The organism is Azospirillum sp. UFLA03-27, assembly GCF_059803775.1.
In genome coordinates this window covers 42,500-65,654 of sequence record NZ_JAUQTX010000004.1, presented here as the reverse complement: position 1 = coordinate 65,654, position 23,155 = coordinate 42,500, and the positions used below count along the sequence as shown (strand labels likewise).

The window sequence follows — 23,155 nt, the reverse complement described above, 5'->3', positions numbered from 1 at the left end:
TTCCATCCTTTTATGATGCGGCGCCGCGGCTCGTCGTGTGCGATCCGCTCAGCGCGTTCCTCGGCGCGGCCGAGGACAGAAGCTCCGGATCTCGCAAACGGATACTGCGCTGGAACTCGTCGCTCCAGTCGATGAGGACATAGTGATTGAACCGCTCCGGATTTTCCGAAGGCCATTTGGTCTGGGTCAGGTCGCCACGGCCCGAGGATACCGACAACTGTATCAGCGAGCCTCAGGGATCGGTGCGGCCGTGGGCCGCGCGGAACCAATGCTCCGCCTGCTGACGACAGGTTTCGGCATTGACGGGATCGCTCGGCGTCGCCGGCGCGATTCACTATGGCCCTTTGCCTTCGTGCGCCGACACCTCAACCGGTCGCGTCTCGCTTCCTGAACATGTCCTTGTGCTGCGAACTGAGTTCGTTCTTTAGAATCTTTCCCATAGCGTTCCGGGGCAGGGCATCCTGGACGATCACGGCCTTGGGCAGCTTGTATCCGGCGAGTTCGCGCGCCGCCCGTGCGAGAATGGAGGCTGGATCGAGCGGCTCGCCGCCCGGTTGGCGCTCGACGGCGGCCACCACGCCCTCGCCGAAATCGGGGTGGGGAACGCCGAAGACCGCGGTCTCGCCCACCCCCTCAATGCGGTTGAGCACGATCTCGACCTCGCGCGGATAAACATTGTAGCCGCCGGAAATGATGATCTCCTTCGCGCGGCTGACCAGCGTGAGACGGCCGTCCGGCGCGGCGCGCGCCAGATCCCCCGTCATGAAGAAGCCGTCCGGCCGGAAGTCCGCCGCCGTCTTCTCCGGCATTCGCCAATAGCCCTTGAACACGTTCGGACCGCGCAGTTCGAGGCCGCCGACCGTGCCCGCAGGCTGCGGCTGTCCGGCGGCGTCCACAACCCGGACCTCCAGCCCCGGCAGGGGGTAGCCGACCGTGCCGGGCAGACGCTCGCCGTCGAGAGGATTGGAGGCAATGATCGTGGTTTCCGTCATGCCGTAGCGTTCGAGAATCCGATGCCCGGTGCGAGCCTCGAACGCCTCGAAGATTTCCCGTGACAGAGGAGCCGAGCCGCAGGTGAACAGGCGCATGGTTCCGCAGCGCTCCCTGGCGAGCCGCGGGTCGGCCAGGAGGCGCGTGTAGAGCGTCGGGACGCCCATGAACACGGTGCTGTGCGGCAGATGCCCGATCACGGCGTCGGCCGTGAATTTGGGAAGGAAAACAGAGGATGCGCCCGCATACAGGATCGAGTTCAAGGCGATGAACAGGCCGTGTGCGTGGAAAATGGGCAGCGCATGCAACAGCACGTCGGCTTCGGAGATGCCCCAAAGCGCGTTCAGCGTGCGGGTGCCAAAGGCCAGATTGCCGTGGGAGATCATGGCGCCCTTGGGGCGCCCCGTCGTTCCGGAGGTGTAGAGGATCGCCGCCACATCGTCGGGGCCGACCTCGGCGACACGCTCCCAGGGCGGCAGACCGCGGCACGCCGCCGTCAGGCTTCCTTCGCCGTCCGGATCGAGCGTGAAGGTTCGGCACCCGGCCGGCGGCACCAGATCGCCGACGACCGGAGTCTGTCCAACGAACACCGTGGGTTCCGCGTCGTCGAGAAAGTAGCGCAGTTCGGCCAGCGTGTAGGCCGTATTGAGCGGCAGGTAGATCGCCCCGAGTTGCAGGACGGCAAGATAAAGGCACACCGCCTCCGGCGACTTCGCCACCTGCACGGCGACCCGGTTTCCCGGACCGACGCCGGCCTCGTGAAGGACGTGCGCCATGCGTCCGGCGGTCCGCCGCAGGTCCGCGTAGGTCCGTGTCCCCCCCGTGTCGGTTTGCAGGGCCACCCGCGCGTCGGACGCCGCTCCGGGTTTCAAAAGCAGGCTGTAGAGATTGTGCGTCATTCCGGTGTTCCTGTCGCCGCGATGCGGGCCATGTGATTGCGGGGCGAAGGACGGCTCGCGTCAGGGAATAAGCACGATCGATCCCGTCGTGCGGCGGGCTTCCAGGTCGCGGTGCACCGATGCGGCCTCGGTCAGCGGCGCCCGATGGGCGATGCCGACCTGGACCCGGCCCGAGGCCAGGGCCTCGAACAGCCCGCCGGCCAGGGTCTCGATGTCGTCGCGGCTGCGGGTGACGGTGGCTAGGGTCGGCTTGGCGAGGAAGATCGAGCCCTTTTGCGCCAACACGCTGATATCCAAGGGCACCACCGGGCCGCTCGCCTGCCCGAAGCTGACCATCAGGCCGAAGGACTTCAGACAGTCCAGCGACGCCATGAAGGTGTCCTGCCCGACGGAGTCGTAGACAACGTCGACACCGCGACCGCCGGTGATGTCGCGGACGCGCGCGGCGAAATCCTCCTCGCGGTAGAGGATGACGTGATCGCAGCCGGCGCCTCGGGCGACGGCCGCCTTTTCCGGCGAGCCGACCGTGCCGATCACCGTCGCCCCCAAAGCGTGCGCCCACTGGCACAGCATCTGGCCGACGCCGCCCGCCGCGGCGTGCACGAGAAGGGTTTCCCCCGCCTTGACCGGATGGACGCGATGCAGCAGATACTGCGCCGTCGTCCCCTTGACCATCGCGGCGGCGGCCACCTCGTCCGACACCGTGTCCGGCAGCTTCACCAGGCGGTGCGTGGGAACGATGCGCCGCTCGGCGTAGGCGCCGAGCAGCATCCAGTAGGCGACGCGGTCGCCGGGCGTCACATCGGTGACGCCGGGGCCGACCGCCTCGACGACGCCGGCGCCCTCCACGCCCAGCACGGCCGGGCGCGGGATCGCGTACTGCCCGGAGAGGGCTGAGCGGTGATAGGTGTCGATGAGGTTGACGCCGATCGCCGTGTGGCGGACCAGGGCCTCCCCCGGGCCGGGCGGCGGCACGGCCACCTCCTCCCAGACCAGGGCTTCGGGACCACCGGGCTGGTGGACGCGGATCGCATGAACCATGATCGGTTTCCCTTTCACGCCGATGTCAGCCGTCCGGTGATCAGGGCGAAGACGGCGCTGAAATCCTTGTTCCCGTGACCGTGCTCCACAAGCATCTGGTAGAGCGCAGCGGCGCTGCCGGCGAGGGGCGTGGCGGCGCCGCTGGTGGCAGCCGCGTTCTGGGACAGACGCATGTCCTTCAGCATCATCGCCGCCGCGAAGCCCGGCTGGTAGTCGCGGTTGGCCGGCGATGCCGGCACCGGCCCCGGGACCGGGCAATAGCTCTGCAAGGCCCAGCAATTGCCCGAGGACACGGTCATGACATCGTAGACCGTCTGGTGGTCGAGCCCGAGCTTCTCGGCCAGGGCGAACACCTCGCTGATGGCGACCATGCTCATGCCAGCCATCATGTTGTTGCAGATCTTCAGGGCCACGCCGTTCCCGGATGCGCCGACATGGAAGATCTTGGGCCCCATGGCGGCCAGCACCGGGCGGGCGCGCTCGAAGCCCTCGGCGGTGCCGCCGACCATGAAGGTCAGGGTGCCGGCCTGCGCCGCCAGAACGGCGCCGGACACCGGGGCGTCCACCATGACGAAACCGGCCTCGGCCGCCGCCTTGCTGACCGCCCGCGCGCTCTCCACGTCGATGGTGGAGCAGTCGATCAGCATCGTGCCCGGACGGGCGTGCGCCAGCACGCCACCCTCGTGCTCGCCCCCACCTTCGAAGGCGGCCCGCACATGCTTTCCCGTCGGGATCATGCTGATGACGGTGTCGGCATCGGCCAACGCCTCGGCCAGCGTGGCCGCCGCGCGACCGCCGGCGGCGGCGTAGGCGTCGCGCGCCGCAGCCACGACGTCATACCCGACGACGTCATGCCCGGCCTTGGTCAGGTTGTCGCACATGGGACGGCCCATGTTGCCGAGTCCGATGAAAGCAATCCGCGCCATGATTTTTCTCCGGAAGGGTCTGTGAGTGGGTCACTTCTTGACCAGGGAGCACTTGCTTTCGCTCAGGGGGATCGCCGCCTGATCGCCGGGAATGGTGCGCTGAACCTTGTAGTAATCCCAGGGTCCCTTGGACTCGGCCGGAGTCTTGACCTCGATCAGGTACATGTCGCGGATGACCCGGCCGTCCGCGCGGACCTTGCCGCCCTTGGTGATGAGATCGTCGACCGGAAGTTCCCGCATCTTCGCGGCGACCACGGTGCCTTCGTCGGTGCCCGCCGCCTGCATCGCCTTCAGGTAATGCGTCACCGCCGAGTACACGCCGGCCTGGACCATGTTGGGCTTGCGCTTCATGCGCGCCTCGAAGCGCTCGCCCAGCTTGCGGCTGCCCTCGTCGCGGTCCCAGTAATAGGCCGTGGTCGCGATCAGCCCCTTGGCGTTTTCGAGGCCAAGCGCGTGCACGTCGCTGATCAGGACGGCCAGCCCGACGAGCTTCTGGCCGCTGCTGGTGATGCCGAACTCGGCGGCCTGCTTGACCGCGTTGGTGGTGTCCGTCCCGCCGTTGGCGAGCCCGATGATCGCGGCCTTGGACGCCTGCGCCTGGAGAAGGAAGGATGAGAAATCGCTGTTGCCGAGCGGGTGCCTGACCTGCCCCAGCACCTTGCCGCCGTTCTCCTTGACCGTCTTGTCGATGTCGGCGGACATCTGATGACCGAAGGCATAGTCGGCGGTCAGCATGAACCAGTCCTTGCCGCCGTCCTGGACCACGGCGCGGGCGGTTCCGACCGCCTGGGAATAGGTGTCCCACATCCAGTGGAAGCCGTTGGGCGAGCAATCTTCGTTGGTGAGGCGTGTCGTCCCCGGACCGGTGGCCAGGGTGATCTTCCCGCGTTCGCGGGCGAGGTTCTGGACCCCGATGGCGATGGCCGAATTGGTCAGGTCGGCGATGGCATGGACGCCCTGGGTGTCGAACCATTCGCGGGCCTTCGCCAGCCCGATGTCGGGCTTGTTCTGGTGGTCCGCCGACAGGATCTCGATCTTTTTGCCCAGAACCTGGCCGCCGAAATCCTCGACGGCCAGTCTCGCCGCCTCGACCGAACCAGCGCCGCCGAATTCGCTGTACAGGCCCGACTGGTCGTTCAGAACGCCGATCCGGATGACCTCGGCGGCCTGGGCCGCTCCCGCCGTCAAGGTCGTCGTGGCCAGAAGCGCGGCGATGAAGGACGTACGCATTCTTGTTTCCTCCCCTTTTTGATGAGTTCTTGATCAGTCCATGTTGATGATGACCGTCTTCTTGTGCGTGAAGTGGTCGAGCATCGCTTCGAGGGATGCTTCCTTGCCAAGGCCGGACTGCTTGAAGCCGCCGTAGGACAGGCCCGGCTGAACCACGAGGTTCTGGTTGACCTGCACGAAGCCGGCCTGGAGCCGCCGGGTCGCGTCGAGGGCGGTGCGGAGATCGCGCGTCCAGATGGTCGCGGCGAGGCCGAAATCGCTGTCGTTGGCCATGGCCAACGCGTCCTCGTAGTCGCGGAAGGCGATCACGCAGGTGACCGGTCCGAAGATTTCCTCGCGGGCCAGCCGATGATCGTTGGCAAGGCCGGTGAAGAGGACGGGCTGCACGAACAGGCCGCGCGCCAACCGCTCGTCCGTCGGCAGGGCCGAGCAACGGTGCGCCACCGCGCCCGCCGTCGTCTCGCCGAGCGCGATGTAGGACTGCACCCGGTCGAATTGCTGCGGCGAGATGATGGTGCCGATGTCCGTCGCCTCGTCCAGCGGGTCGCCCATGGTCATGGCGTCGACCTTCGCCTTCAATTTTCCGATGAAGGCGTCGTGAAGGCTCTCGTGGACGAAGACGCGCGAGGAGGCGGTGCAGCTCTGGCCTTGCCGCGTGAAGCGCATGCCCGCGACGGCGCCGTCGATGGCCTTGTCGAGATCGGCGTCGCCCATCACGATCATCGGGCTTTTGCCACCCAGCTCGAGGGTGACGGGGATCAGCTTGTCGGCCGCCAGATGCGAAATGATCTTTCCCGTCTCCACCGAACCGGTGAAGGTCACCTTGCCGACCCCCGGATGGGTGACCAGGGGTGCGCCGCATCCGGGGCCGTCACCCGACAGGATGTTGAGGACACCCGCCGGCAGAAGCTGGTTCATGACCTGGATGACGCGCAGGGCCGCGAGAGGCGCCTCCTCGGCGGATTTGACGATGACCGCGTTTCCGGCGACCAGAGCCGGCGCGATCTTGAGCGCCATCAGATACAGCGGCACGTTCCATGGGATGATGGCGCCGACGACGCCGATCGGCTCGCGCTGGGTGAAGGTCAGCATCTTCGGGTGGAACGGTACGGTTTCGCCCTTCAGCTCGGACGCGAGCCCGCCATAGAAGGTCAGGGTGTCCGCCACCAGCGACGCCTCGACCCGGCTTTCGGTGCGAATGGCCTTGCCCGTCTCCAGGGCGAGCAAACGCCCGATCTCCTCGGCATGGTCGACCAGACGGCGCCCGCATTCGACCAGCAGCCGGCCCCGCTCGCGCGCCGAAAGGCGAGCCCAGGCGCCTTGCGCCGCGACCGCCGCGCGGACGGCGGCGTCGACGTCCCGCTCGCCGCCGTCCGCCGCCGTGGCGATCACGTCGCCCGTCGCGGGGTTCACGACATCGAAGGTCTTCCCGCTGGCCGCCGGCCGGAGTTCGCCGCCGATCAGCAGCAAACCCGACAGCTCGCGCGCGAGGGCATGGGGGGTCGTGTTCAGAACCAGGTTCTGGTCGGTCATGGACGGTCTCTTTTTGAATGGGGCCGGTCGAATGCGGCTGGTGTGCCGATCCGGCGCGCGCCGGGGGGCGGAGGCGGTCAGGACGCCCGGCGCTGCGACCAGACCCTCAGGGCGTTGGTGAACTCGTCCGACCGCAGGCTCGCGGCGAAGGCCGCTTCCGCCGCCCGATCGTCCAGCTCGCCGCGGGCGATGTCGTTGAGCGCGCGTTTCATGCCGGCGATGGCCTGCGGCGCGCAGGCCGTGATGCGTCCGGCCAGTTCGTCCACGGCGGCCGGGAGGTCGTCGGGATGGACGACCCGGTCCAGGAAGCCGATGCTCAGCAGGTCGTCGCCGGCGATCGTTTCCGCCGTGAGAAACAAGCGCTTGGCCGCGTTGAGGCCGAGCCGCGACACGTAGCGGCGAAGGCCGCCGGGGTAGAAGTGTATGCCAAGCTGCCCGGCCGGCATGCGCATGCGCATTCCGGTCACGCCGATGCGGAAGTCGCAGGCAAGCGCCAAGTCGGTGGAGCCACCATAGACGCTGCCGTTGAGGGCGCAGATCGTCGGGACACGAACGGCTTCGACGCGATCGCACAAGCGCGCGAAGGCGTTCTCTCCGTCCTGGCCGTCCGCGCCGCCGCGCTGGGACGACTGGGCTGCGCTCAGGTCGTACCCAGACGAGAAGCTCGGCCCCGTCGCGGTCAGCACCAACACGCGAACGGACGGGTTCGCTTCGGCGGCCGCGATTTCCTTTTGCAGAATGGCGATGTCCGCCACGTCGATCCGATTGTGCTGAAGCGGGCGGTTGAGCCGGATGGTGCCCACCGCGTCCTTCACGGTCAATTGGGGGGCTGTCGCCGGCCCGTCCGATTGACCCCGTGGCGTCCCGTTCATCGTTTCCTCCCAGGTGCCGTCATTGGCGACGGCGCGGTCCTCTGGATACCGCCTTTGTTTTTCTAAAGAACCATGAGTGAATTCATGCATACCAGAGAGTGATAATGGAATGCAACATGGAAAGTTTGGCACGCTTATGGTTGGTGGGCCACGCAAAGAGTGGCGACGGTTTGCTGTGTGCCTTTGCGCGTTGGGAAGGGCCAAAAGCCTCTGCTGGATGAGGGTGCGCTGCGCTCTGCCACGGCCTGATTTCTCTGCCGGCTTCGGTTGCTCGGTCGACCAAAATCGAGTTTTGGCATACCATCACATTGACGCCGACCAGCGGACGCGATACCGTTGACCAATCCCGATTTGCCAACGGATCATGCCATGCAGGCGGAAAAGCCAAGCCGCGTAACGGAAATGCGGCAGGTGCTCGAACAGGAAATTCTAGGCGGGATCATCGCGCCCGGCGAGCGCCTGGACGAACGGGCTTTGGCCGAACGGTTCGGCGTGTCACGGACGCCGGTGCGCGAGGTGCTGTCCCAGCTTGGCTCGAGCGGCCTGGTCACGATAAAGCCGGGAGCCGGCGCGTCCGTATTGCGGATGTCCGCCAAGCAACTCGTCGGCATGATGGAGGTTCTGGTCGAACTGGAATCGCTGGCCGCCAGCCTTGCCGCCCGCCGCATGGGAATCGCCGGGCGCAAGCGTCTTCTGGAAGTGCACGAGGCGAGCCGCGCCGCCGCCGAGGCCAGCGACATCGAGGCCTACGACAATCTCAATCGCGAACTGCATGAGTTGATCTACGCCGGAAGCCGGAACGAGCATCTGGAACATCAGGCGAAGCTCATTCGCAGCCGCTTGCGCATCTACCGCCAGTATCCGTTCCAGCACACCGCGCGTCCTTTGAAGTCCTACACGGAACACGACCTTTTCGTGAAAGCGATCCTGGAAGGGGATGGCGAGGCCGCGCGCCGGCACATGCACGACCACATGACCACGGGCGGAAGCATCTGGGTCGATATGGTGGTCTCAATGCCGCCCGTCGGTGACCATGAGTAGCGGTATTGTTTTCTGAGCATATTTGCCGGGCGTTGCTGCGAAAAAGCCGGGCTGAATGTGTTCGGGAAACGGGAACCAACCCAGGTCCGCCACTGCCACTGCCACCGCCACTACCACTACCACCAAGGCTGGTATCAAATGCGCGACCGGTTGTCGTTCATCCGCGCCATCGGCCTTGGTCGCGCGACGATGACGAGTGGCATTGCCAACCTCGCCATGACTTTCCGACGCCTGATCTGGCTCGGGGGCGAACTGCGCCCGTATAGTGCCACCCCCTCAGCGTATTTTCGCCTTTCCAGCCAAAACTGAGAATTCAGCCCCCTTGAGAACGCCGCTTCTCGGCGCGTTGGCGGTCTGCTCGCCGATCGTACTCAAGACGGCATACTCCCTCCGTCGCGGCCCCCGGTTCTTAGCGCGAGCATCAACAGCGCCCGGCTTTCGCGCCGAACCGCCTCAGAGTCCGTATCCCCATGTCGGTCCACACAAAGCGGTTGGCCGATTCTGATAGGCGCTTTGTCCGGAATTGCCCTCAGCCGCTTGTTGAGTCAGCGAATGGTATGCGGTGCAATGTATACCACAGCAGCGCTGAAGCGGAACGTCCGGATCTTTTCGGCCATCTCCGCAGGTGAAGGCTGCCCTTTGCAACCTGAAGCAACGGAGCATCGCCATGCGACCGATTCCGGTGACCGTGCTGACCGGATTTCTCGGGGCCGGCAAGACGACCCTGCTCAACCGCATCCTGGCGGAGTGCGGTGGCGGGCGGACCGCCGTCATCGTCAACGAATATGGGGAACTTGGCATCGACGGGCTGCTCGTGACGGCAACGGACGAGACGATCATCGAGCTGAACAATGGTTGTGTCTGTTGCATCGTCCGCGGTGATCTGATCGAGGCGTTGGTAAAGCTGGCCGAGGGCGAACGCGGATTTGACCGGGTGGTGATCGAAACGAGCGGCCTTGCCGACCCGGCTCCCGTCATTCAATCCTTCGTGCTGGACGAAGGGCTGCGTGGCCGCTTCGCGCTGGACGCCATCATCACCGTGGCTGATGCCCGCCACCTGCCCCTGCAACTCGGTCATGACGAAGCGCGCGAACAGGTTGCCTTCGCGGACGTTATCCTGCTGAACAAGATCGACCTGGAACCCGCCGCGGCGCTCGACGCCGTGGAACGCGAGATTCGCCGGCTCAACCCGCTGGCGCGCATCCACCGCACCGAGGAGTGCGCCCTGCCGCTCTCGGAGATCCTCGGCATCGGCGCCTTCGACCTGCAGAACATCCTGCGCCTCGACCCCGATATCCTGGATGAGCATGAGCACGAACACGACGCCGGCATCGGCTGCGTGGCCTTTCGCGAGCCCGGACGGCTCGACCCAGCGGCCGTCGACCGCTGGCTCAACCAGCTTGTTCAGGACAAGGGGCGCGACCTGTTGCGCGCCAAGGGCGTGCTGGATCTCGACGGCCAGGGCCGCCGCTTCGTCTTTCACGGCGTCCACATGACGCTGGACGGGCGGCCGGGCCGGCCTTGGAAACCCGGCGAGGAACGTCTGAACCAGCTCGTCTTCATCGGCCGCGACCTCGATGCCGAAACGCTGCTGGAGGGACTTCGCGGCTGCGCCGTCCCGGCGGACGCCGCCGTCCTCTGACGCTTCTGATTCCGTTCCCGATTTCAGGAAGCATCCAATGAAGCTGCAACATTACCTCGGGGGCCTGGAAGGTCTCGGCCCCATCACCATCGAAACGCGCGTCTTCGTGGAGGAGTGGGAGAAACGCATCTTCGGCATTCACACGGCGATGATGGCGCTCAGCCCGCAACTGCCGCTTCCACCTACGCCGAGCGCCTTTCACACCGTCTGGACCTGGGCCCATCTGCGTACCGGGGCCGAAGGGCTCAACCCCTTCGATTACTTCAAATACCGCTACTACGAGAAGTGGCTGGGCGGCATCAGCGGCTACTTCATCGAGAACGGCTACATCACGGAGGAGGAGTTGGACGCGCGCACGGCCGAGTATCTCGCCGATCCGGCGAAGCCTCTGCCGCAAGGCGGCGCGCCGGAGATCGACCAGCGCGTCGAACGCTATCTGGCGGAAGGGGATTCGCCGAAGCGTGACGTCGCGATCCAACCCGACTTCCGGGAAGGCGACACGGTGACGGTCAGGAACGTGCCGACGCTTGAGCACACCCGCCTTCCCGGCTTCCTGCGCAACCACAGCGGCGTGGTCGAGACGGTCTATCCGGGCGCCTACGGCTATCTGACCGACACCGGGGCGGACGGCGTTGGCGCGCCGATGCCCGTCTATTGCGTGCGCTTCGAGGCCAAGGACCTGTGGCCCGGCAACACGGAGCCGAATGTGACGCTCTACGCCGATCTCTACGCCGCCTACGTCACCAAGCCCGCCGCCTGACCGGAGCCATCGAGAATGACCGAACGTTTCCACCATCCCGACGACCGCGAGGCCCGGAGCGCCGCGCGCGTCCGTGCCCTTGAGGCGCTGCTCATCGAAAAGGGCGTCATCACCAGCAAGACCGTGGACACGGTGCTGAACGTGTTCGAAACGAAGATGGGCCCGTTCAACGGCGCCAGGATCGTCGCCCGCGCCTGGGTCGATCCGGCTTTCAAGCAACGGCTGATCGAGGATGCGCCGGCCGCCATCGCCGAAATGACCGATCTGCCGGAAGGCATGGCCGGCGCCGAGGGCGAGCACATGCGCGCCGTGGCGAATGGCGAGGGTGTCCACAACCTGGTCATCTGCACGCTCTGCTCCTGCTATCCCTGGCCGGTGCTGGGATTGCCGCCCTACTGGTACAAGGACCCGACCTTCCGCAGCCGCGCCGCCCGCGAGCCGCGCGCGGTGCTGAAGGAGTTCGGGCTCACCGTGCCCGAAAGCACCGAGGTCAAGGTCTGGGACAGCAGCGCGCAGATCCGCTGGTTCGTCATTCCCGAGCGCCCCGCCGGGACCGAGGGCATGAGCGAAGGCGAGCTTGCGGCCCTGGTCACGCCGGAAGCCATGATGGGCGTGGCGGTGGCGGCGTCCGCCTGAACCCCGAACCCGCCCCACAACATCGTCAGGAGGACCGGGCATGCTCACCCGCTTCGAACATTTCGCCCTGACCAGTATGGCCGGGGCCGAGGATTCCCCGCCCCGGGCCAACGGCACCCTCTGCTTCGCGGAGGAATGGGAGCGGTCGGCCTTCGGGGTGGCGCTCGCCCTGGCCCGGGAGGGCCATTTCGAGTGGGAGGATTTCCGCCGGAACCTGATCGCCGCCATCGGCGACTGGGAGCGGACCCAGGCCCCCGATGGCCCCTCCTGGAACTACTACGAACAGTGGTTGAGCGCCCTGGAGGCGACGATCCTGCAATCCGGCCTCGCGACGCCCGACGAATTGTCGGCCCGCCTTGCTACGGTCACGGCCACCGCGACTGCGACTGCCGACACGCGGCCGGCCTGATACCACCATCCGAACATCGGGAGACGTCCATGCACATTGAACCCGGCATGCTGTCCGCCGCGAAGATCGTCGGCGCCAACGCGGCCGCGCTCAGCCTTCTCGCCTCGCACACTCCGGCCTTCCTGCGCCGGCCTCTCGAATGGGGCAAGGCGCTCCTGGCGGCCATCTTCTTCTCGGTCTTCATGGAGTTCTGGCACCAGCCGGTCGGCCCGTCGGAACTGCACTTCATCGGCGCCTCGGCCATCTATTTCATTTTCGGATTTCCCGCGACCCTGTTCGGGTTCGGCATTGGCCTGACGCTGCAGGGCCTGCTGTTCGAGCCGCAGGATCTCGCGCATCTCGCCGTGAATTCGCTGTCGCTGATGGTGCCGCTGGTTGCCGCACACGCCATGGGTGGAAAGCGCCTGCTGGAATCCGGTGGACTGGCCTCGATCCGTTGGTCGTCGGTGCTGCGCTTCGACGCCGTCTATTACAGCGGCGTTGTTGCCATGGTCGGCTTCTGGCTGATGCTGGGCGAGCGGGCGACACCGTTCGCGGATTGGGCGGTCTTCGCCGCTGCCTATCTGCCGGTCGTGCTGTGCGAACCGGCGATCAGTTGCGGGCTTCTGCGGGCGCTGGGCCGGCTGGACGCCGGCAATCCGCTGCTTCGCGTCACCACGCTCCGCAGCCCGGCTCTTGCCTGATAGTTGGTATGCCAAATACAATCGGGCGGCTGTGCCCTTTGGCCGCCCGATTGCAGGAAGAGCGTCTTTCATGCGGATTGTGCTTCTCGCCCCTCCCGGGGTTCAGGCGTTGGATGTAGTGGGGCCGGCGGAGGTGTTCTGGGAAGCGGCGCGCCGTCTCGGCGATCCGAAGGCCTACGAGGTGCAGGTGATGGGCACCGCGGAGGGGCCGGTTTGCGGAACCGGCAGCCTGCGGTTCCTCGCCGATCGAACGATCCACGACCCCGACCAGCCGATCGACACGTTGCTGATCGCCGGTGACCCGTCGTTCAGCGCCATCGATCCGGCGGTGATCGACTGGCTCAGGCGCCGCGCGCCCGAAGTCCGCCGCTACGGGTCGATCTGCACGGGGGTGTTCCTGCTGGCGGCCACCGGCCTGCTTGATGGCCGCCGTGTCACCACCCATTGGGAATGCGCCGACAAACTTCGCGCTGAGTTTCCAACCCTGACGGTCGATTCGGACCAGATCTTCATTCGCGACGGCAACATCTCCACCGCCGCCGGCGTCACCTCCGGCATCGACTTGGCGCTATCCCTGCTGGAGGAGGACCACGGGCGGGAACTGGCGCTGCTGGTCGCGCGCTACATGGTGATGTTCCTGAAGCGGCCCGGAGGGCAGTCGCAATTCAGTGCCCATCTCGCCGCCCAGGTGTCGAGCCGTACCGGAATCCAAAAGATACAGGCGTATGTGCTGGACAATCTTTCCGCCGATCTGTCCGTGGAGGCCTTGGCGTCCCAGGCCGGCATGAGTTCGCGGAATTTTGCCAGGGTGTTCAAGCGCGACGTCGGCCGCCCTCCGGCCGATTTCGTGGAAGCGGCGCGGCTCGACGCGGCGCGCCGGATGCTGGTCGATTCATCCACGCCGCTCCAGCGGGTGGCTCATATTTGTGGGTTTGGTGACGCCAGTTCGATGAGGCGGGCGTTTGTTCGCAATCTCGGCATCAATCCGGTTGACTACCGGAAGCGCTTTCGCACGACGACGGCCTGATCCTGAACTGTATGAATTGGCGTGAAGCAAGAGCTCTGTCGCGGGAACGGGACAGGCCTGCAGAACGCCCCAAGATCGCACGTTGCCGACGATGGCCGGGCCAAACTTCTGAACCCGGACTTCCGGCGAGGACACCGTCACGAACGATGGGCCGCCGCCATTGCCCTGACAATGCGTGCTCTCGGAAGATCCGTCACAGCGGCTGCAAAGGCATCGTCAACGTCACCCACGTGCCGGCGTGCCGCCTGTCATAATTCAACTGCGCACCCAGGCTGGTCGCCATCGTCTGGACGATCCGGGTTCCAAGACCGGTTCCCTGCGGAGCGTCGTCACGGGAGAAGCCGACGCCGTCATCCTCCACGCTCACCGACAGATTCCCATCGGCGGCCTTCGCACGGACCCGGATGCTGCCGGTTCGGCCGTCCGGGTAGGCGTACTTGCAGGCGTTCGTGACCAGTTCGGTCACGATCACTGCCAGGGACACGGCCTTGTCGGTTGGCACCGATACGGCGTCGGCGACGACGATGAAGCTGTCCGGGCGCCGGGACGCCATTGCGGTGTGCATTCCGGCGAGAAGCGTTTCCAGATACAGGTCGATGCGGACGGAGCGCACGTCGTCGGACGTGTACAGGCTGCGGTGGATGCCGGAGATCGCGATGATGCGCGCTTGGGTCTCCCCCAGCGCGGCCCGGGCATCGGGGTCGGAGAGGCTGGATTTCTGCATCTGGATGAAGGCACCGACCAGGGCCAGGCTGTTGGCGACGCGGTGGTTGACCTCCCGCAGAAGCAACTCCGCACGGTCCCGCGCGGCGCGCACGTCCTGATCCGCCCGTTCCCGCTCCCGGCGAAGATGAGCCTTCTCCAGGGCCTGCTCGATGGCCGCCACCAGCAGATCGAAAAATTCCTCACCGGCCTCCTTGGGAACGTAATCGTCCGCGCCGGCCTTCAGCGCTGCGACGGCCACCCGCGTGTCGCCGGCACCCGTGACATAGACGACCGGGGGCGCGTTGTCGCGCGATAACAGGGCGGGCAGGATGTCCAGCCCGGTCGCCCCCGGCATCTCGTGATCCAGCCCGACCACCGTGATGCCGCCCAGGTCCAGCCGTCTCAACCCCTCCTGGCCATCCGGCGCACACTCGACGGCGTAACCGCGCCGTTCGAGCTTGCGTTGCACCAGCCGCGCCATGGCGACGTCATCGTCGATGTAGAGGATGCGGACGGCTGGGTCGGTCATGCCACCGCCTCGGGAATCTGCATGATGGAAAACAGCAGCTCCAATTTCCGGATCGCGGTGGCGAAGCTCTCGTAATTCACCGGCTTGGTGACGTAGACATTGGCTCCGATATCGTAGCAGCGCTGGATTTCCTGGCGGTCGTCGGTCGTGGTCAGCACCACGACCGGGAGGCGTTTTGTGTAGGGGTTGGTCTTGAGCCTCGCCAGGATATCGATCCCCGTCATGTCCGGAAGGTTCAAGTCCAGAAGAATGAGAAGCGCCCGCCCCATGCTCGCTTGCCCGCTTCCGTCCGGGCCGAACAGGTAGGCGAGCGCGCTCGTGCCGTCGCTGAAGGAGACGATGTCGTTGGTCGCGCCGGACCGCCGGATGTTCTTCTCGATCAGCCGTGCGTGGCCCTCGTCGTCCTCGATCATGACGATGCACGCCGACTGTGTGTCACGCGTCATGGACGGTCTTCTCCAAAGACAGGGCGAGGACTTTGGGAAGGGTTATGCGAAAGACGCTGCCCTGTCCAGGAACCGATTCGACGGTCACTTCGCCTTGCAGGCGCCGGATGAGCGTCCGGACATAGGCGAGCCCGATCCCCTCTCCGGGGCGATCCTGCACGCCGGAGCGGCGGAACAGCTCGAAGATCCGTTCGTGGTCCTGCGGCGCTATTCCGCGCCCATTGTCCGCGACTTCGAAGATCAGGCGGTTCTCCTCGACCCGCCCGTGGATGGCGATCCGTCCCGTCCGCGCCGGATCGAGATACTTGATCGCGTTGTCGAGCAGGTTTCCGAACACCTGCTCCAGCGCGAGCCGGTCCGACAGCAGGGACGGCAAGGGCTCCTTGATGTCGATGGTGCAACGCTGCTCGCTGGCCTGATGGCGGAGGCTGGCAACCACGTTTTCCAGCAGCGCCTGCATGGAGACGGGTTCCGGGTTCAGCGTCCGGCCGCCCTGGCGCGACAGGGCGAGGATGGCGTTGATCAGCCGGTCCATCTTCGTCGTCGATGCGCGGATGAAGCCGATGGCTTCCGGCATGTCCTCCGCCACGGCGCGGCGCGCCTCCGACGCGGCGGCGTCATCACCGTCCGACGGCAGGCGGTCGAGATGGGCGCGCACGCTGGCCAGCCCCACCTCGAATTCGCCGGTGAAGCCCATCACGTTCACCAGCGGGGCGCGCAGGTCATGGCTGACGATGTAGGCGAAGCGCTGGATTTCGTCGTTGGCCCGTTGCAGCTCCATCGTGCGTTCCGACACGCGCTGTTCCAGGGAGTCGTTGAGGGCCTGGATCGCGCGCTGCGCCCGCATGAGGCCCCGCGTGTAACGGAGCGCGATCCAAACGGCGCCGCCGACGACCAGAACGATGAACAGGCCGCCCAGGTTGGCCACCCAACCCGATGCCCTGGCCTGCCCGATCAACGCGCTGAGCTGGGTGTCGAGCTGGGCGTCGGCGGGGGTGATCAGGTCGGCGAGCGAGCGGCGGGCATCGTCCATCAGCATCATGCCGCGACCGGTGCGCACGACGGCCAGGGCCTCGTCCCGGCGCCCGGCCTCCATCAGCGTGATGGTCTGCGCCAACTCTTCCCGCTTGGCGTCGGCGAGGACGGCGAGGCGGTCGATGATGCGCAACTCGTCGGCATCCCCGCCGGCGAGGTCCCGCAACCGGACGATCGTGCTGTCGACCGCGGCGTTGGCGGCCTCATAGGGCTTGAGATACTGACGGTCCTCGGTGAGGAGATACCCCCGCTGACCGATCTCGGCGTCCTGCAGCTGGCTGAGGAGCGTCCCGGCGGCGACCCGCAGTGCGGTTATCCGGCCGACGGACCTGGAAAACGTCTGTGTGCTGTCGGCCAGCCATCCCGACATCGCGACGATTCCCAGCAGCGTCAGCGCGGCGGCGAGCAGCATCAGAAGGGCTCGCCGGGTGACGGCGGCGCTGAACATGTGCATTGCAGACGACCGACCCGTGCGGGAATGAGGTGGGTCTCTATAGCAATTCACCGCTCAATTGGCAATTTGGGCTGCACCATCAAGTTGTCGACGGGGTGGTCCCAGGCTGTGATGATTGCAGGACGCGCTGCGTTGTTCTGGGCACATGGCGCCCCTTCCGCCGGGGAACGCGGCGGCGGAAAGGACGCCAACGGCAGCGGAGGCCCGATCAGGCCGCGCTTTCGAGGACCAGCAGGCCGGCCCCGGTGTTGGAGATCGGGATGTGGTAGTTGCTGTGGACCTTCGAGACCTTCCGGCCCAGTGCGCCGCGCATGATGAGCCAGAGGATCAGCTCCGCCCCCTGGGCGCCGGCCAGCCGGACCAGATCGTGGATGGAGTATTTCGCCAGCGCCTCCGGCTCGTCGACGATCTTCTCAAGGCACATCAGGTCGAAGTCCTTGTTGATGAACCCTGCCCGCTCGCCGTCGAGCTGGTGCGACAGGCCACCGGTGCCCAGCACGACCACCTTCAGGTCCTTGGGGTAGGAGGCCACCGCGCGGCCGATGGCCTCGCCGAGCTTCAGGCAGCGCGCTGGGGTCGGCAGCGGGTGCTGGACCGTGTTCACCGCCACCGGGATGGTGCGGACGGGACGCTGGGTCTGGTCGGGCCACAGCAGGGCCATCGGCACGGTGAAGCCGTGGTCCACCGCCATCTCCTGGCAGGAGCAGATGTCGAACTCGTCGTTCACCAGCGATTCGATGATGTGCCAGGACAGCTCCGGATCGCCGGGGTAGGGCGGCAGCGGCTTCAGGCCCCAGCCCTCGTCCCTGTTCTGGTACTCGGGGGCCGCCCCAACCGAGAAGGTCGGCATCTTGTCGAGGAAGAAGTTCAGCCCGTGGTCGTTGTAGACCACGATCGCCACGTCCGGCTTGACCTCGGCCAGCCAGTCGCGCGCCTTGGGATAGCCGTCGAAGAACGGCTTCCAGTAGGGGTCCTCGAACAGCTCGTTGGCGATGGCGTTGCCGATCGCGGGAATGTGGGAGGTGGTGACGCCACCGACGATCTTGGCCATGGTCTCAGTTCCCCGCCGCCTTGAGCTTCGCCTTGAATTCCTCGACCGTCATGCCGGTCTGCTGCGCGCCGATGTCCTGGACATTCAGGCCGAGCATGCCGATGAACTTGGCGAGGTAGTAGATGTTGCCGCCCGCCGCGAGCAGGGCCAGCGCGTTGCGTTCCCGGATGGCCGTCTTCTGCTCGTCGGTCAGGCCGAACTTGGCGCAATAGGCCTCCTCGTCGGCCAGGAACTCCTGCCGGGCCGCCGCCTCGTTGAACGAGTAGCACATCTTGTTGAGCGGGTAGCCCTTCATGGCCATCCGGCCGTCGAAGATGGTGGTGCCGGGTATCGGCTCGTGGGGTGTGGTCATGGATGTTTCCTCCGGATCGTTTCTGTCTTATTCGGACCAGTAAAGCCGCATCGGGTTGTCGACGAGAAGCGCCGTCCGCTTGGCCTCGTCGGTGGCGATGCGGGGGATGACGTCGACCAGATGCCCGTCGTCGGGCATGTGCGAGGTCATGTTCGGGTGCGGCCAGTCGGTGCCCCACAGCACGCGGTCGGTGAAGCGGTCGACCAGCAGGCGGGCGAAGGGCACCACGTCGTCGTAGGCTGGCGGACCCTGGACGCTCAGCCGCTCGGGGCAGCTGACCTTGCTCCAGACCTTCGGGTTCTCGGCCATCAGGGCGACGAATTTCTGGAACTGCGGGTGGTCCACGCCCTTGGCGATGTCCGGGCGGCCCATATGGTCCACGACGATGGTGGTGGGCAGCTCGCGCAGGAAGGGCGTGAGGTCGTCCAGGTCCGGCGCCTCGAAATAGACCACGATGTGCCAGCCGAACGTGGCGATCTTGTCGGCGATGCCGAGGAAGACCTCCTTGGGCGTGGCGTCCACCAGACGCTTGACGAAGTTGAAGCGCACGCCGCGCACGCCGGCCTCGTGCAACTCGGCCAGCTCGCCCTCGGTGATCGTGGGCCCGACCGAGGCGACGCCGCGCGCCAGCCCGTTGGAGGCTCTCAGCGCGTCGACCAGCGCGCGGTTGTCCTTGCCGTGGCAGGTCGCCTGGACGATGACGTTGCGCGCGAAGCCCAGCGCGTCGCGCAGGGCGAACAGCTTTTCCTTCGGCGCGTCGCAGGGGGTGTATTTGCGCTCCGGCGCATAGGGGAAGCGGTCGGCCGGGCCGAAGACGTGGCAGTGGGCGTCCACCGCGCCGGGCGGCGGCGTGTAGGCCGGCTTGCTCGGGTTCGGGTGGAAGGGACGGTAATCGGCGTCCATGAAAGGCTCCCTTCGGGGAAAATGGTCAGTCGGCGTAGACGGTGCCGTCGAACAGCTTACGGGCGGTGCGCAGCAGGGCGGCGCGGGTCACCGTTCCGGCCTCGTCCAGGTCGAGGACCACGGTCATCTCGCCGGTCGGGTGCTCGACGCTCAACGTCCGGGTGGCGCCGTCGGGAACCACGGCGAGCGACGCGGCGGGGGAGCCCTCCAGCGCGCAGGCGGTGGCGACGCTGACCGCGCCAAGCACGCCGATGGAGGCGTGGCAGCGGTGCGGGATGAAGGTCCGGGTGGACACCGCCCCGCCGTTGGCCGGCGCGCTGACCAGGGTCATCTTCGGCACCGACTTGTCCGTCACGTCGCCCAGATTCATCCGCGGCCCGGCCTGCCGCCGGATGGATTCCAGCCGCGCCTTCAGCGCCGCGTCGGCGTCGAGATCCTCCCGCGTCTCGTCGCCGCGCACGCCGAGGTCGGCGGCGCGCAGCACCACCACCGGCATGCCGTTGTCGATGCAGGTGACCGGAACCCCGTCGATGACGTCCACCACATTGCCCGTCGGCAGCAGCGCCCCGCAGGAGGAACCGGCGGTGTCGCGGAATTCGATGGGGATCGCCGCCGCCGTGCCGGGCACGCCGTCGATGCGCGCCTCGCCCCGGTAGGTGACCGTCCCACCCGGCGTCGACACGGCGGCCACCGCCACCTGCCCGGTGTTCTCCATGTGGATGGTCACCGGCGTCACGCCATCGCGGGCGGGGACGAGGCCGCGCTCGATGGCGAAGGGGCCGACACCGGCCAGGATGTTGCCGCAGTTCTGGGCGTCGGTGACGATGGCCTTGTCGACGAACACCTGAAGGAACAGGTAGTCGACGTCCACGCCCGGCCGTTCCGACCGGCGCACCACCGCCACCTTGGAGGTCAACGGGTCGGCGCCGCCCATCCCGTCGATCTGGCGCGGGTCGGGCGAGCCCATCACCCGCAGCAGGAAGGCGTCGCGCGCCGCCGTGCCGGGCGGCAGGTCGTCGGCCAGGAAGTACCCGCCCTTGGAGGTCCCGCCGCGCATCCACAGGCAGCGCACGCCGTCAGACATAGCGCAGCCCCTTCGCAGCGAGCGGGCCGCGCATGCCGTAGATGTCGAGGCCAAGTTCGCCGGCGGCGAGCCGCGTCCGCTTCTCCTCCTCCTTGGCCAGCCGGTCCTGCGCCTTCGCCAGCACCTCGGCCGCCTCCTCGCGGCGGACCACGCAGACGCCGTCATCGTCCGCGACGATCACGTCGCCAGGATTGACCAACGCGCCCGCGCAGACCACCGGCACGTTGACCGAGCCCAGCGTCTCCTTCACCGTGCCCTGCGCGCAGACCGCACGGGACCAGACCGGGAAGCCTATGTCGGTCAGCGTCCGGACGTCGCGCACCCCGGCGTCGATGACCAGACCGGCGCAGCCGCGCGCCTGGGCCGAGGTCGCCAGCAGGTCGCCGAAATAGCCGGCGTCCGATGGCGAGGTGGTGGCGAGCACCAGGATGTCGCCGGGCTTCACCTGCTCGATGGCGACGTGGAGCATCCAGTTGTCGGCTGGCGGGGCCAGAACGGTCACCGCCGAGGCGGCGAGCTGGGCGCCCGGATAGATCGGGCGCAGGGCGGAGGCCAGCAGGCCCTTGCGGCCCTGCGCCTCGTGCACGGTGGCGACGCCGCATTCGGCGAGAGCGGCGATCACCGCCGGGTCGGCCCGCTCGATGCTTTGGACGACGACGTTCATCACAGCTCATCCACGGTGCGGGGATAGACCGACTGGAAGCCCTCGGCGTAGCGGGCGTTGCGCCCGCCGGCCTGCCCGCCGGAGTTGCGGCGGAAGTGGTTGCCGCGGTTCTGCGCCAGGTTGGTGTAATAATCCCAGAGATGCTCCTGCCCGGCCATGCATTCGATGGCGGCGCGCTTGTTGTCCCACACCTCGGTGATGTCGAGGAAGACGTCCGGCTTCCAGCCCATCTGCTCGGTCTGGTGCGGCTCGAACAGGTAGAGCTGCGGGGCGCCGAGCACCTTCTGGCCCGGATTGTGGCCCCAGGCCTGGGCGATCATCCGGCATTCCATCAGGACCTTGGTCGCGTAGGAATGGTCGGCGTTGTAGGGATCGTAGTGCGAGTGGCTCATCAGGAAGGCCGGCTGCACCTTGCGGATCACGTCGACCAGACGGAATTTGGACTCGCGGTCGATCTCCAGCGGGTAGTCGCCGAGGTCGAAGAACTGGATGTCGTGGGCGTTCAGCGCCTTGGCGGCGGCCTCGGCCTCCTTGCGGCGCTCCGTCTTCACATGGTCCAGCGTGCAGCCGTCCTGCTTCCACAGCTTGGCGGATTCGCCGCGCTCGCCGTAGGACAGGCAGACGATGGTGACCTCGTAGCCCTTCTTCTGATGCAGCGCGATGGCGCCGCCGGCGCGCCACACGAAGTCCGCCGAGTGGGCGCTGAGCACCAGCGCTCTTTTGTTCTGTGCCATGAATGTCCGCTCCCCCGCATGGGCAGTCTGGTGGTGGGCAGCCTTGTTGTGGGCAGTCCGATTCCGATGGCCCATCATCCGCCGGTCCGGTGGCAAATCCTATTTCGAACTCCCTTCGTTACCATTTGGTTTTGCTATAGGCATCTTTTTCGGTTGGGTCTCGCCATGGGATGCCGGGCGCGGAACAGCCTCTGGGGTCGATACGAAGATGTCGCGTCAGGCGTAATCTCATGTCGAATCATGGGGATGCAACATACGGGGCTGTGCTCAAAGGCGCGCTGTCGGGTAAGGAAAGGGCTGTCTTGCCGCCGCCTCGACGGGGCTCCTTCCCTACCGCTCGACCCCGTCGCTATTCAAAAAACAAATGGGCTCTTCGACGAACGAATTTCCTCGGCGGCGGGCGGGATGATACCCATTCGATCATGAGGGATTAAGGGGCGAGGAGCCGGACCCGCCGCTGCGGGAGGCTTCCCGGCCCGGACAAGGGATTTCGGGAGAGGACGCAATGAGGATTTGTGTGGCCGGGGCCGCGGGCGCCTTCGGCGTGAAGCATCTGGAGGCGGTCGCCGCCATCGACGGCGTCGAGTTGGTGTCGGTGGTCGGCGGCGAGCCGGACGACATCGAGGGTTTCGCCAAGGCGCGCGGCATTCCGCATTGGACCAAGGATCTGGCCGAGAGCCTGGAGCGGCCCGACGTGGAGGCGGTGATTCTCGCCACTCCGACGCCGGTGCACGCCACCCAGGCGATCCAGTGCCTGGAAGCCGGCAAGCATGTGCTGGTGGAAATCCCCATGGCCGACAGTCTGGCCGACGCGGAGCGGCTGGTCGCGGCGCAGCGGGCCAGCGGTCTGGTCGCCATGGCCGGGCACACGCGGCGCTTCAACCCCAGCCACCAATGGATTCGCAACCGGGTCCAGGCGGGGGAACTGACGATCCAGCAGATGGACGTGCAGACCTACTTCTTCCGCCGCTCCAACATGAACGCTCTGGGCAAGCCGCGCACCTGGACCGACCATCTGCTGTGGCATCACGCCTGCCACACGGTGGACCTGTTCCAGTACCAGACCGGCGAGGTCGCCAGCCAGGTGCACGCCCTGCAGGGGCCGGCTCACCCGCAGCTGGGCATCGCCATGGACATGAGCATCGGCATGAAGGTGCCGTCCGGGGCGATCTGCACCCTGTCGTTGTCCTTCAACAACGACGGGCCGCTGGGCACCTTCTTCCGCTACATCTGCGACAACGGGACCTACATCGCCCGCTACGACGATCTGTACGACGGCAAGGACAACAAGATCGACCTCAGCGGCCTCACCGTGTCCACCAACGGAATCGAGTTGATCGACCGCGAGTTCTTCGCCGCCATCCGCGACGGGCGCGAGCCCAACGCCAGCGTGGCGCAGTGCCTGCCGGCCATGCGGACGCTCGACCGCCTGGAAAAATCGCTGAACGCCTGACCGGGGAACGCGTCACCAACCCCACGGCCCCAGCCCTATGGTTGCTTGGGGCCGCA

Annotated in this window: 23 protein-coding genes; 8 read left to right on the top strand and 15 right to left on the bottom strand. The window is 66.6% G+C overall.

Annotation, left to right across the window (positions count from 1 at the left end):
• Window positions 1-365: 365 nt before the first annotated feature.
• From Q4I23_RS01445 to Q4I23_RS01420, 6 genes are all read right to left on the bottom strand, one after another.
• Window positions 366-1,889 carry an AMP-binding protein gene (locus tag Q4I23_RS01445; RefSeq protein WP_498525076.1) on the bottom strand — a complete coding sequence of 508 codons (1,524 nt, stop codon included), beginning with the start codon at window positions 1,887-1,889 and terminating at the stop codon, window positions 366-368.
• 60 nt (window positions 1,890-1,949) lie between these two features.
• Window positions 1,950-2,930, bottom strand: a complete 981-nt coding sequence (locus Q4I23_RS01440) for a quinone oxidoreductase family protein (RefSeq protein ID WP_498525075.1) — start codon at window positions 2,928-2,930, stop codon at window positions 1,950-1,952.
• A gap of 14 nt (window positions 2,931-2,944) precedes the next feature.
• Entirely contained in the window at window positions 2,945-3,856 is a 912-nt protein-coding gene (gene mmsB, locus Q4I23_RS01435; RefSeq protein WP_498525074.1) for a 3-hydroxyisobutyrate dehydrogenase, read from the bottom strand.
• Between the two features lie 30 nt (window positions 3,857-3,886).
• Window positions 3,887-5,086: an ABC transporter substrate-binding protein gene (locus tag Q4I23_RS01430; RefSeq protein WP_498525073.1), complete on the bottom strand. Its 1,200-nt coding sequence runs from the start codon at window positions 5,084-5,086 to the stop codon at window positions 3,887-3,889.
• A 33-nt stretch (window positions 5,087-5,119) separates the two neighbouring features.
• Complete coding sequence (locus tag Q4I23_RS01425; RefSeq protein ID WP_498525072.1) at window positions 5,120-6,619, bottom strand: aldehyde dehydrogenase family protein; 1,500 nt, start codon at window positions 6,617-6,619, stop codon at window positions 5,120-5,122.
• A 77-nt stretch (window positions 6,620-6,696) separates the two neighbouring features.
• The gene (locus Q4I23_RS01420) at window positions 6,697-7,491 is read right to left on the bottom strand and encodes an enoyl-CoA hydratase/isomerase family protein (protein WP_498525071.1); all 795 of its coding nucleotides are present in this window, start codon (window positions 7,489-7,491) and stop codon (window positions 6,697-6,699) included.
• 336 nt (window positions 7,492-7,827) lie between these two features.
• Between Q4I23_RS01420 and Q4I23_RS01415 the strand changes: the two genes are divergently transcribed.
• From Q4I23_RS01415 to Q4I23_RS01385, 7 genes are all read left to right on the top strand, one after another.
• On the top strand, window positions 7,828-8,532 hold the full coding sequence (locus Q4I23_RS01415) for a GntR family transcriptional regulator (RefSeq protein WP_376997234.1): 705 nt from the start codon (window positions 7,828-7,830) through the stop codon (window positions 8,530-8,532).
• 682 nt (window positions 8,533-9,214) lie between these two features.
• Complete coding sequence (locus Q4I23_RS01410; protein ID WP_498525070.1) at window positions 9,215-10,174, top strand: CobW family GTP-binding protein; 960 nt, start codon at window positions 9,215-9,217, stop codon at window positions 10,172-10,174.
• Window positions 10,175-10,211: 37 nt separating this feature from the next.
• On the top strand, window positions 10,212-10,934 hold the full coding sequence (nthB, locus tag Q4I23_RS01405) for a nitrile hydratase subunit beta (RefSeq protein WP_498525069.1): 723 nt from the start codon (window positions 10,212-10,214) through the stop codon (window positions 10,932-10,934).
• Window positions 10,935-10,949: 15 nt separating this feature from the next.
• Complete coding sequence (nthA, locus tag Q4I23_RS01400; protein ID WP_454019456.1) at window positions 10,950-11,570, top strand: nitrile hydratase subunit alpha; 621 nt, start codon at window positions 10,950-10,952, stop codon at window positions 11,568-11,570.
• 40 nt (window positions 11,571-11,610) lie between these two features.
• A complete protein-coding gene (locus Q4I23_RS01395) occupies window positions 11,611-11,979 on the top strand; it encodes a nitrile hydratase accessory protein (RefSeq protein ID WP_498525068.1) in 369 nt (122 codons plus the stop codon).
• Between the two features lie 29 nt (window positions 11,980-12,008).
• Window positions 12,009-12,662, top strand: coding sequence for an energy-coupling factor ABC transporter permease (locus Q4I23_RS01390; RefSeq protein WP_498525067.1), 654 nt, complete (start codon window positions 12,009-12,011; stop codon window positions 12,660-12,662).
• Window positions 12,663-12,732: 70 nt separating this feature from the next.
• Window positions 12,733-13,689, top strand: coding sequence for a GlxA family transcriptional regulator (locus Q4I23_RS01385; RefSeq protein ID WP_498525066.1), 957 nt, complete (start codon window positions 12,733-12,735; stop codon window positions 13,687-13,689).
• A gap of 193 nt (window positions 13,690-13,882) precedes the next feature.
• Here the strand turns inward: Q4I23_RS01385 and Q4I23_RS01380 are convergent, their stop codons facing one another.
• The 9 genes from Q4I23_RS01380 to Q4I23_RS01340 form a co-directional block, all read right to left on the bottom strand.
• Window positions 13,883-14,923, bottom strand: coding sequence for a sensor histidine kinase (locus Q4I23_RS01380; protein WP_498525065.1), 1,041 nt, complete (start codon window positions 14,921-14,923; stop codon window positions 13,883-13,885).
• On the bottom strand, window positions 14,920-15,369 hold the full coding sequence (locus tag Q4I23_RS01375; protein ID WP_498525064.1) for a response regulator: 450 nt from the start codon (window positions 15,367-15,369) through the stop codon (window positions 14,920-14,922). Before Q4I23_RS01375 ends, Q4I23_RS01380 begins: the two co-directional genes overlap by 4 nt.
• Complete coding sequence (locus tag Q4I23_RS01370; protein WP_498525063.1) at window positions 15,359-16,858, bottom strand: sensor histidine kinase; 1,500 nt, start codon at window positions 16,856-16,858, stop codon at window positions 15,359-15,361. The genes Q4I23_RS01375 and Q4I23_RS01370 overlap by 11 nt, the downstream gene beginning before the upstream one ends.
• 208 nt (window positions 16,859-17,066) lie before the next feature.
• Window positions 17,067-17,909: a class III extradiol dioxygenase family protein gene (locus Q4I23_RS01365; protein ID WP_454019450.1), complete on the bottom strand. Its 843-nt coding sequence runs from the start codon at window positions 17,907-17,909 to the stop codon at window positions 17,067-17,069.
• 4 nt (window positions 17,910-17,913) lie between these two features.
• Window positions 17,914-18,261: a protocatechuate 4,5-dioxygenase subunit alpha gene (locus Q4I23_RS01360; RefSeq protein WP_454019449.1), complete on the bottom strand. Its 348-nt coding sequence runs from the start codon at window positions 18,259-18,261 to the stop codon at window positions 17,914-17,916.
• A 27-nt stretch (window positions 18,262-18,288) separates the two neighbouring features.
• Entirely contained in the window at window positions 18,289-19,164 is an 876-nt protein-coding gene (locus Q4I23_RS01355; RefSeq protein ID WP_498525062.1) for an amidohydrolase family protein, read from the bottom strand.
• A 25-nt stretch (window positions 19,165-19,189) separates the two neighbouring features.
• Entirely contained in the window at window positions 19,190-20,248 is a 1,059-nt protein-coding gene (locus Q4I23_RS01350; RefSeq protein WP_454019447.1) for a 4-oxalomesaconate tautomerase, read from the bottom strand.
• Window positions 20,241-20,912: a 4-carboxy-4-hydroxy-2-oxoadipate aldolase/oxaloacetate decarboxylase gene (locus tag Q4I23_RS01345; RefSeq protein ID WP_498525061.1), complete on the bottom strand. Its 672-nt coding sequence runs from the start codon at window positions 20,910-20,912 to the stop codon at window positions 20,241-20,243. The genes Q4I23_RS01350 and Q4I23_RS01345 overlap by 8 nt, the downstream gene beginning before the upstream one ends.
• The gene (locus tag Q4I23_RS01340; RefSeq protein WP_498525060.1) at window positions 20,912-21,646 is read right to left on the bottom strand and encodes a PIG-L deacetylase family protein; all 735 of its coding nucleotides are present in this window, start codon (window positions 21,644-21,646) and stop codon (window positions 20,912-20,914) included. The genes Q4I23_RS01345 and Q4I23_RS01340 overlap by 1 nt, the downstream gene beginning before the upstream one ends.
• A 505-nt stretch (window positions 21,647-22,151) precedes the next feature.
• On the opposite strand from Q4I23_RS01340, the gene Q4I23_RS01335 reads away from it, so the two are divergent.
• Window positions 22,152-23,099: a Gfo/Idh/MocA family oxidoreductase gene (locus Q4I23_RS01335; protein WP_498525059.1), complete on the top strand. Its 948-nt coding sequence runs from the start codon at window positions 22,152-22,154 to the stop codon at window positions 23,097-23,099.
• Window positions 23,100-23,155 lie beyond the last annotated feature (56 nt).

Coding starts and splice junctions, on each gene's coding strand:
- Q4I23_RS01380 (WP_498525065.1), bottom strand. CDS start 14,923: ATGACCGACCCAGCCGTCCGCATCCTCTACATCGACGATGACGTCGCC.
- nthA (WP_454019456.1), top strand. CDS start 10,950: ATGACCGAACGTTTCCACCATCCCGACGACCGCGAGGCCCGGAGCGCC.
- Q4I23_RS01350 (WP_454019447.1), bottom strand. CDS start 20,248: ATGTCTGACGGCGTGCGCTGCCTGTGGATGCGCGGCGGGACCTCCAAG.
- Q4I23_RS01340 (WP_498525060.1), bottom strand. CDS start 21,646: ATGGCACAGAACAAAAGAGCGCTGGTGCTCAGCGCCCACTCGGCGGAC.
- Q4I23_RS01360 (WP_454019449.1), bottom strand. CDS start 18,261: ATGACCACACCCCACGAGCCGATACCCGGCACCACCATCTTCGACGGC.
- Q4I23_RS01390 (WP_498525067.1), top strand. CDS start 12,009: ATGCACATTGAACCCGGCATGCTGTCCGCCGCGAAGATCGTCGGCGCC.
- Q4I23_RS01365 (WP_454019450.1), bottom strand. CDS start 17,909: ATGGCCAAGATCGTCGGTGGCGTCACCACCTCCCACATTCCCGCGATC.
- nthB (WP_498525069.1), top strand. CDS start 10,212: ATGAAGCTGCAACATTACCTCGGGGGCCTGGAAGGTCTCGGCCCCATC.
- Q4I23_RS01370 (WP_498525063.1), bottom strand. CDS start 16,858: ATGCACATGTTCAGCGCCGCCGTCACCCGGCGAGCCCTTCTGATGCTG.
- Q4I23_RS01385 (WP_498525066.1), top strand. CDS start 12,733: ATGCGGATTGTGCTTCTCGCCCCTCCCGGGGTTCAGGCGTTGGATGTA.
- Q4I23_RS01375 (WP_498525064.1), bottom strand. CDS start 15,369: ATGACGCGTGACACACAGTCGGCGTGCATCGTCATGATCGAGGACGAC.
- Q4I23_RS01395 (WP_498525068.1), top strand. CDS start 11,611: ATGCTCACCCGCTTCGAACATTTCGCCCTGACCAGTATGGCCGGGGCC.
- Q4I23_RS01440 (WP_498525075.1), bottom strand. CDS start 2,930: ATGGTTCATGCGATCCGCGTCCACCAGCCCGGTGGTCCCGAAGCCCTG.
- Q4I23_RS01420 (WP_498525071.1), bottom strand. CDS start 7,491: ATGAACGGGACGCCACGGGGTCAATCGGACGGGCCGGCGACAGCCCCC.
- Q4I23_RS01445 (WP_498525076.1), bottom strand. CDS start 1,889: ATGACGCACAATCTCTACAGCCTGCTTTTGAAACCCGGAGCGGCGTCC.
- Q4I23_RS01355 (WP_498525062.1), bottom strand. CDS start 19,164: ATGGACGCCGATTACCGTCCCTTCCACCCGAACCCGAGCAAGCCGGCC.
- Q4I23_RS01425 (WP_498525072.1), bottom strand. CDS start 6,619: ATGACCGACCAGAACCTGGTTCTGAACACGACCCCCCATGCCCTCGCG.
- Q4I23_RS01335 (WP_498525059.1), top strand. CDS start 22,152: ATGAGGATTTGTGTGGCCGGGGCCGCGGGCGCCTTCGGCGTGAAGCAT.
- mmsB (WP_498525074.1), bottom strand. CDS start 3,856: ATGGCGCGGATTGCTTTCATCGGACTCGGCAACATGGGCCGTCCCATG.
- Q4I23_RS01430 (WP_498525073.1), bottom strand. CDS start 5,086: ATGCGTACGTCCTTCATCGCCGCGCTTCTGGCCACGACGACCTTGACG.
- Q4I23_RS01345 (WP_498525061.1), bottom strand. CDS start 20,912: ATGAACGTCGTCGTCCAAAGCATCGAGCGGGCCGACCCGGCGGTGATC.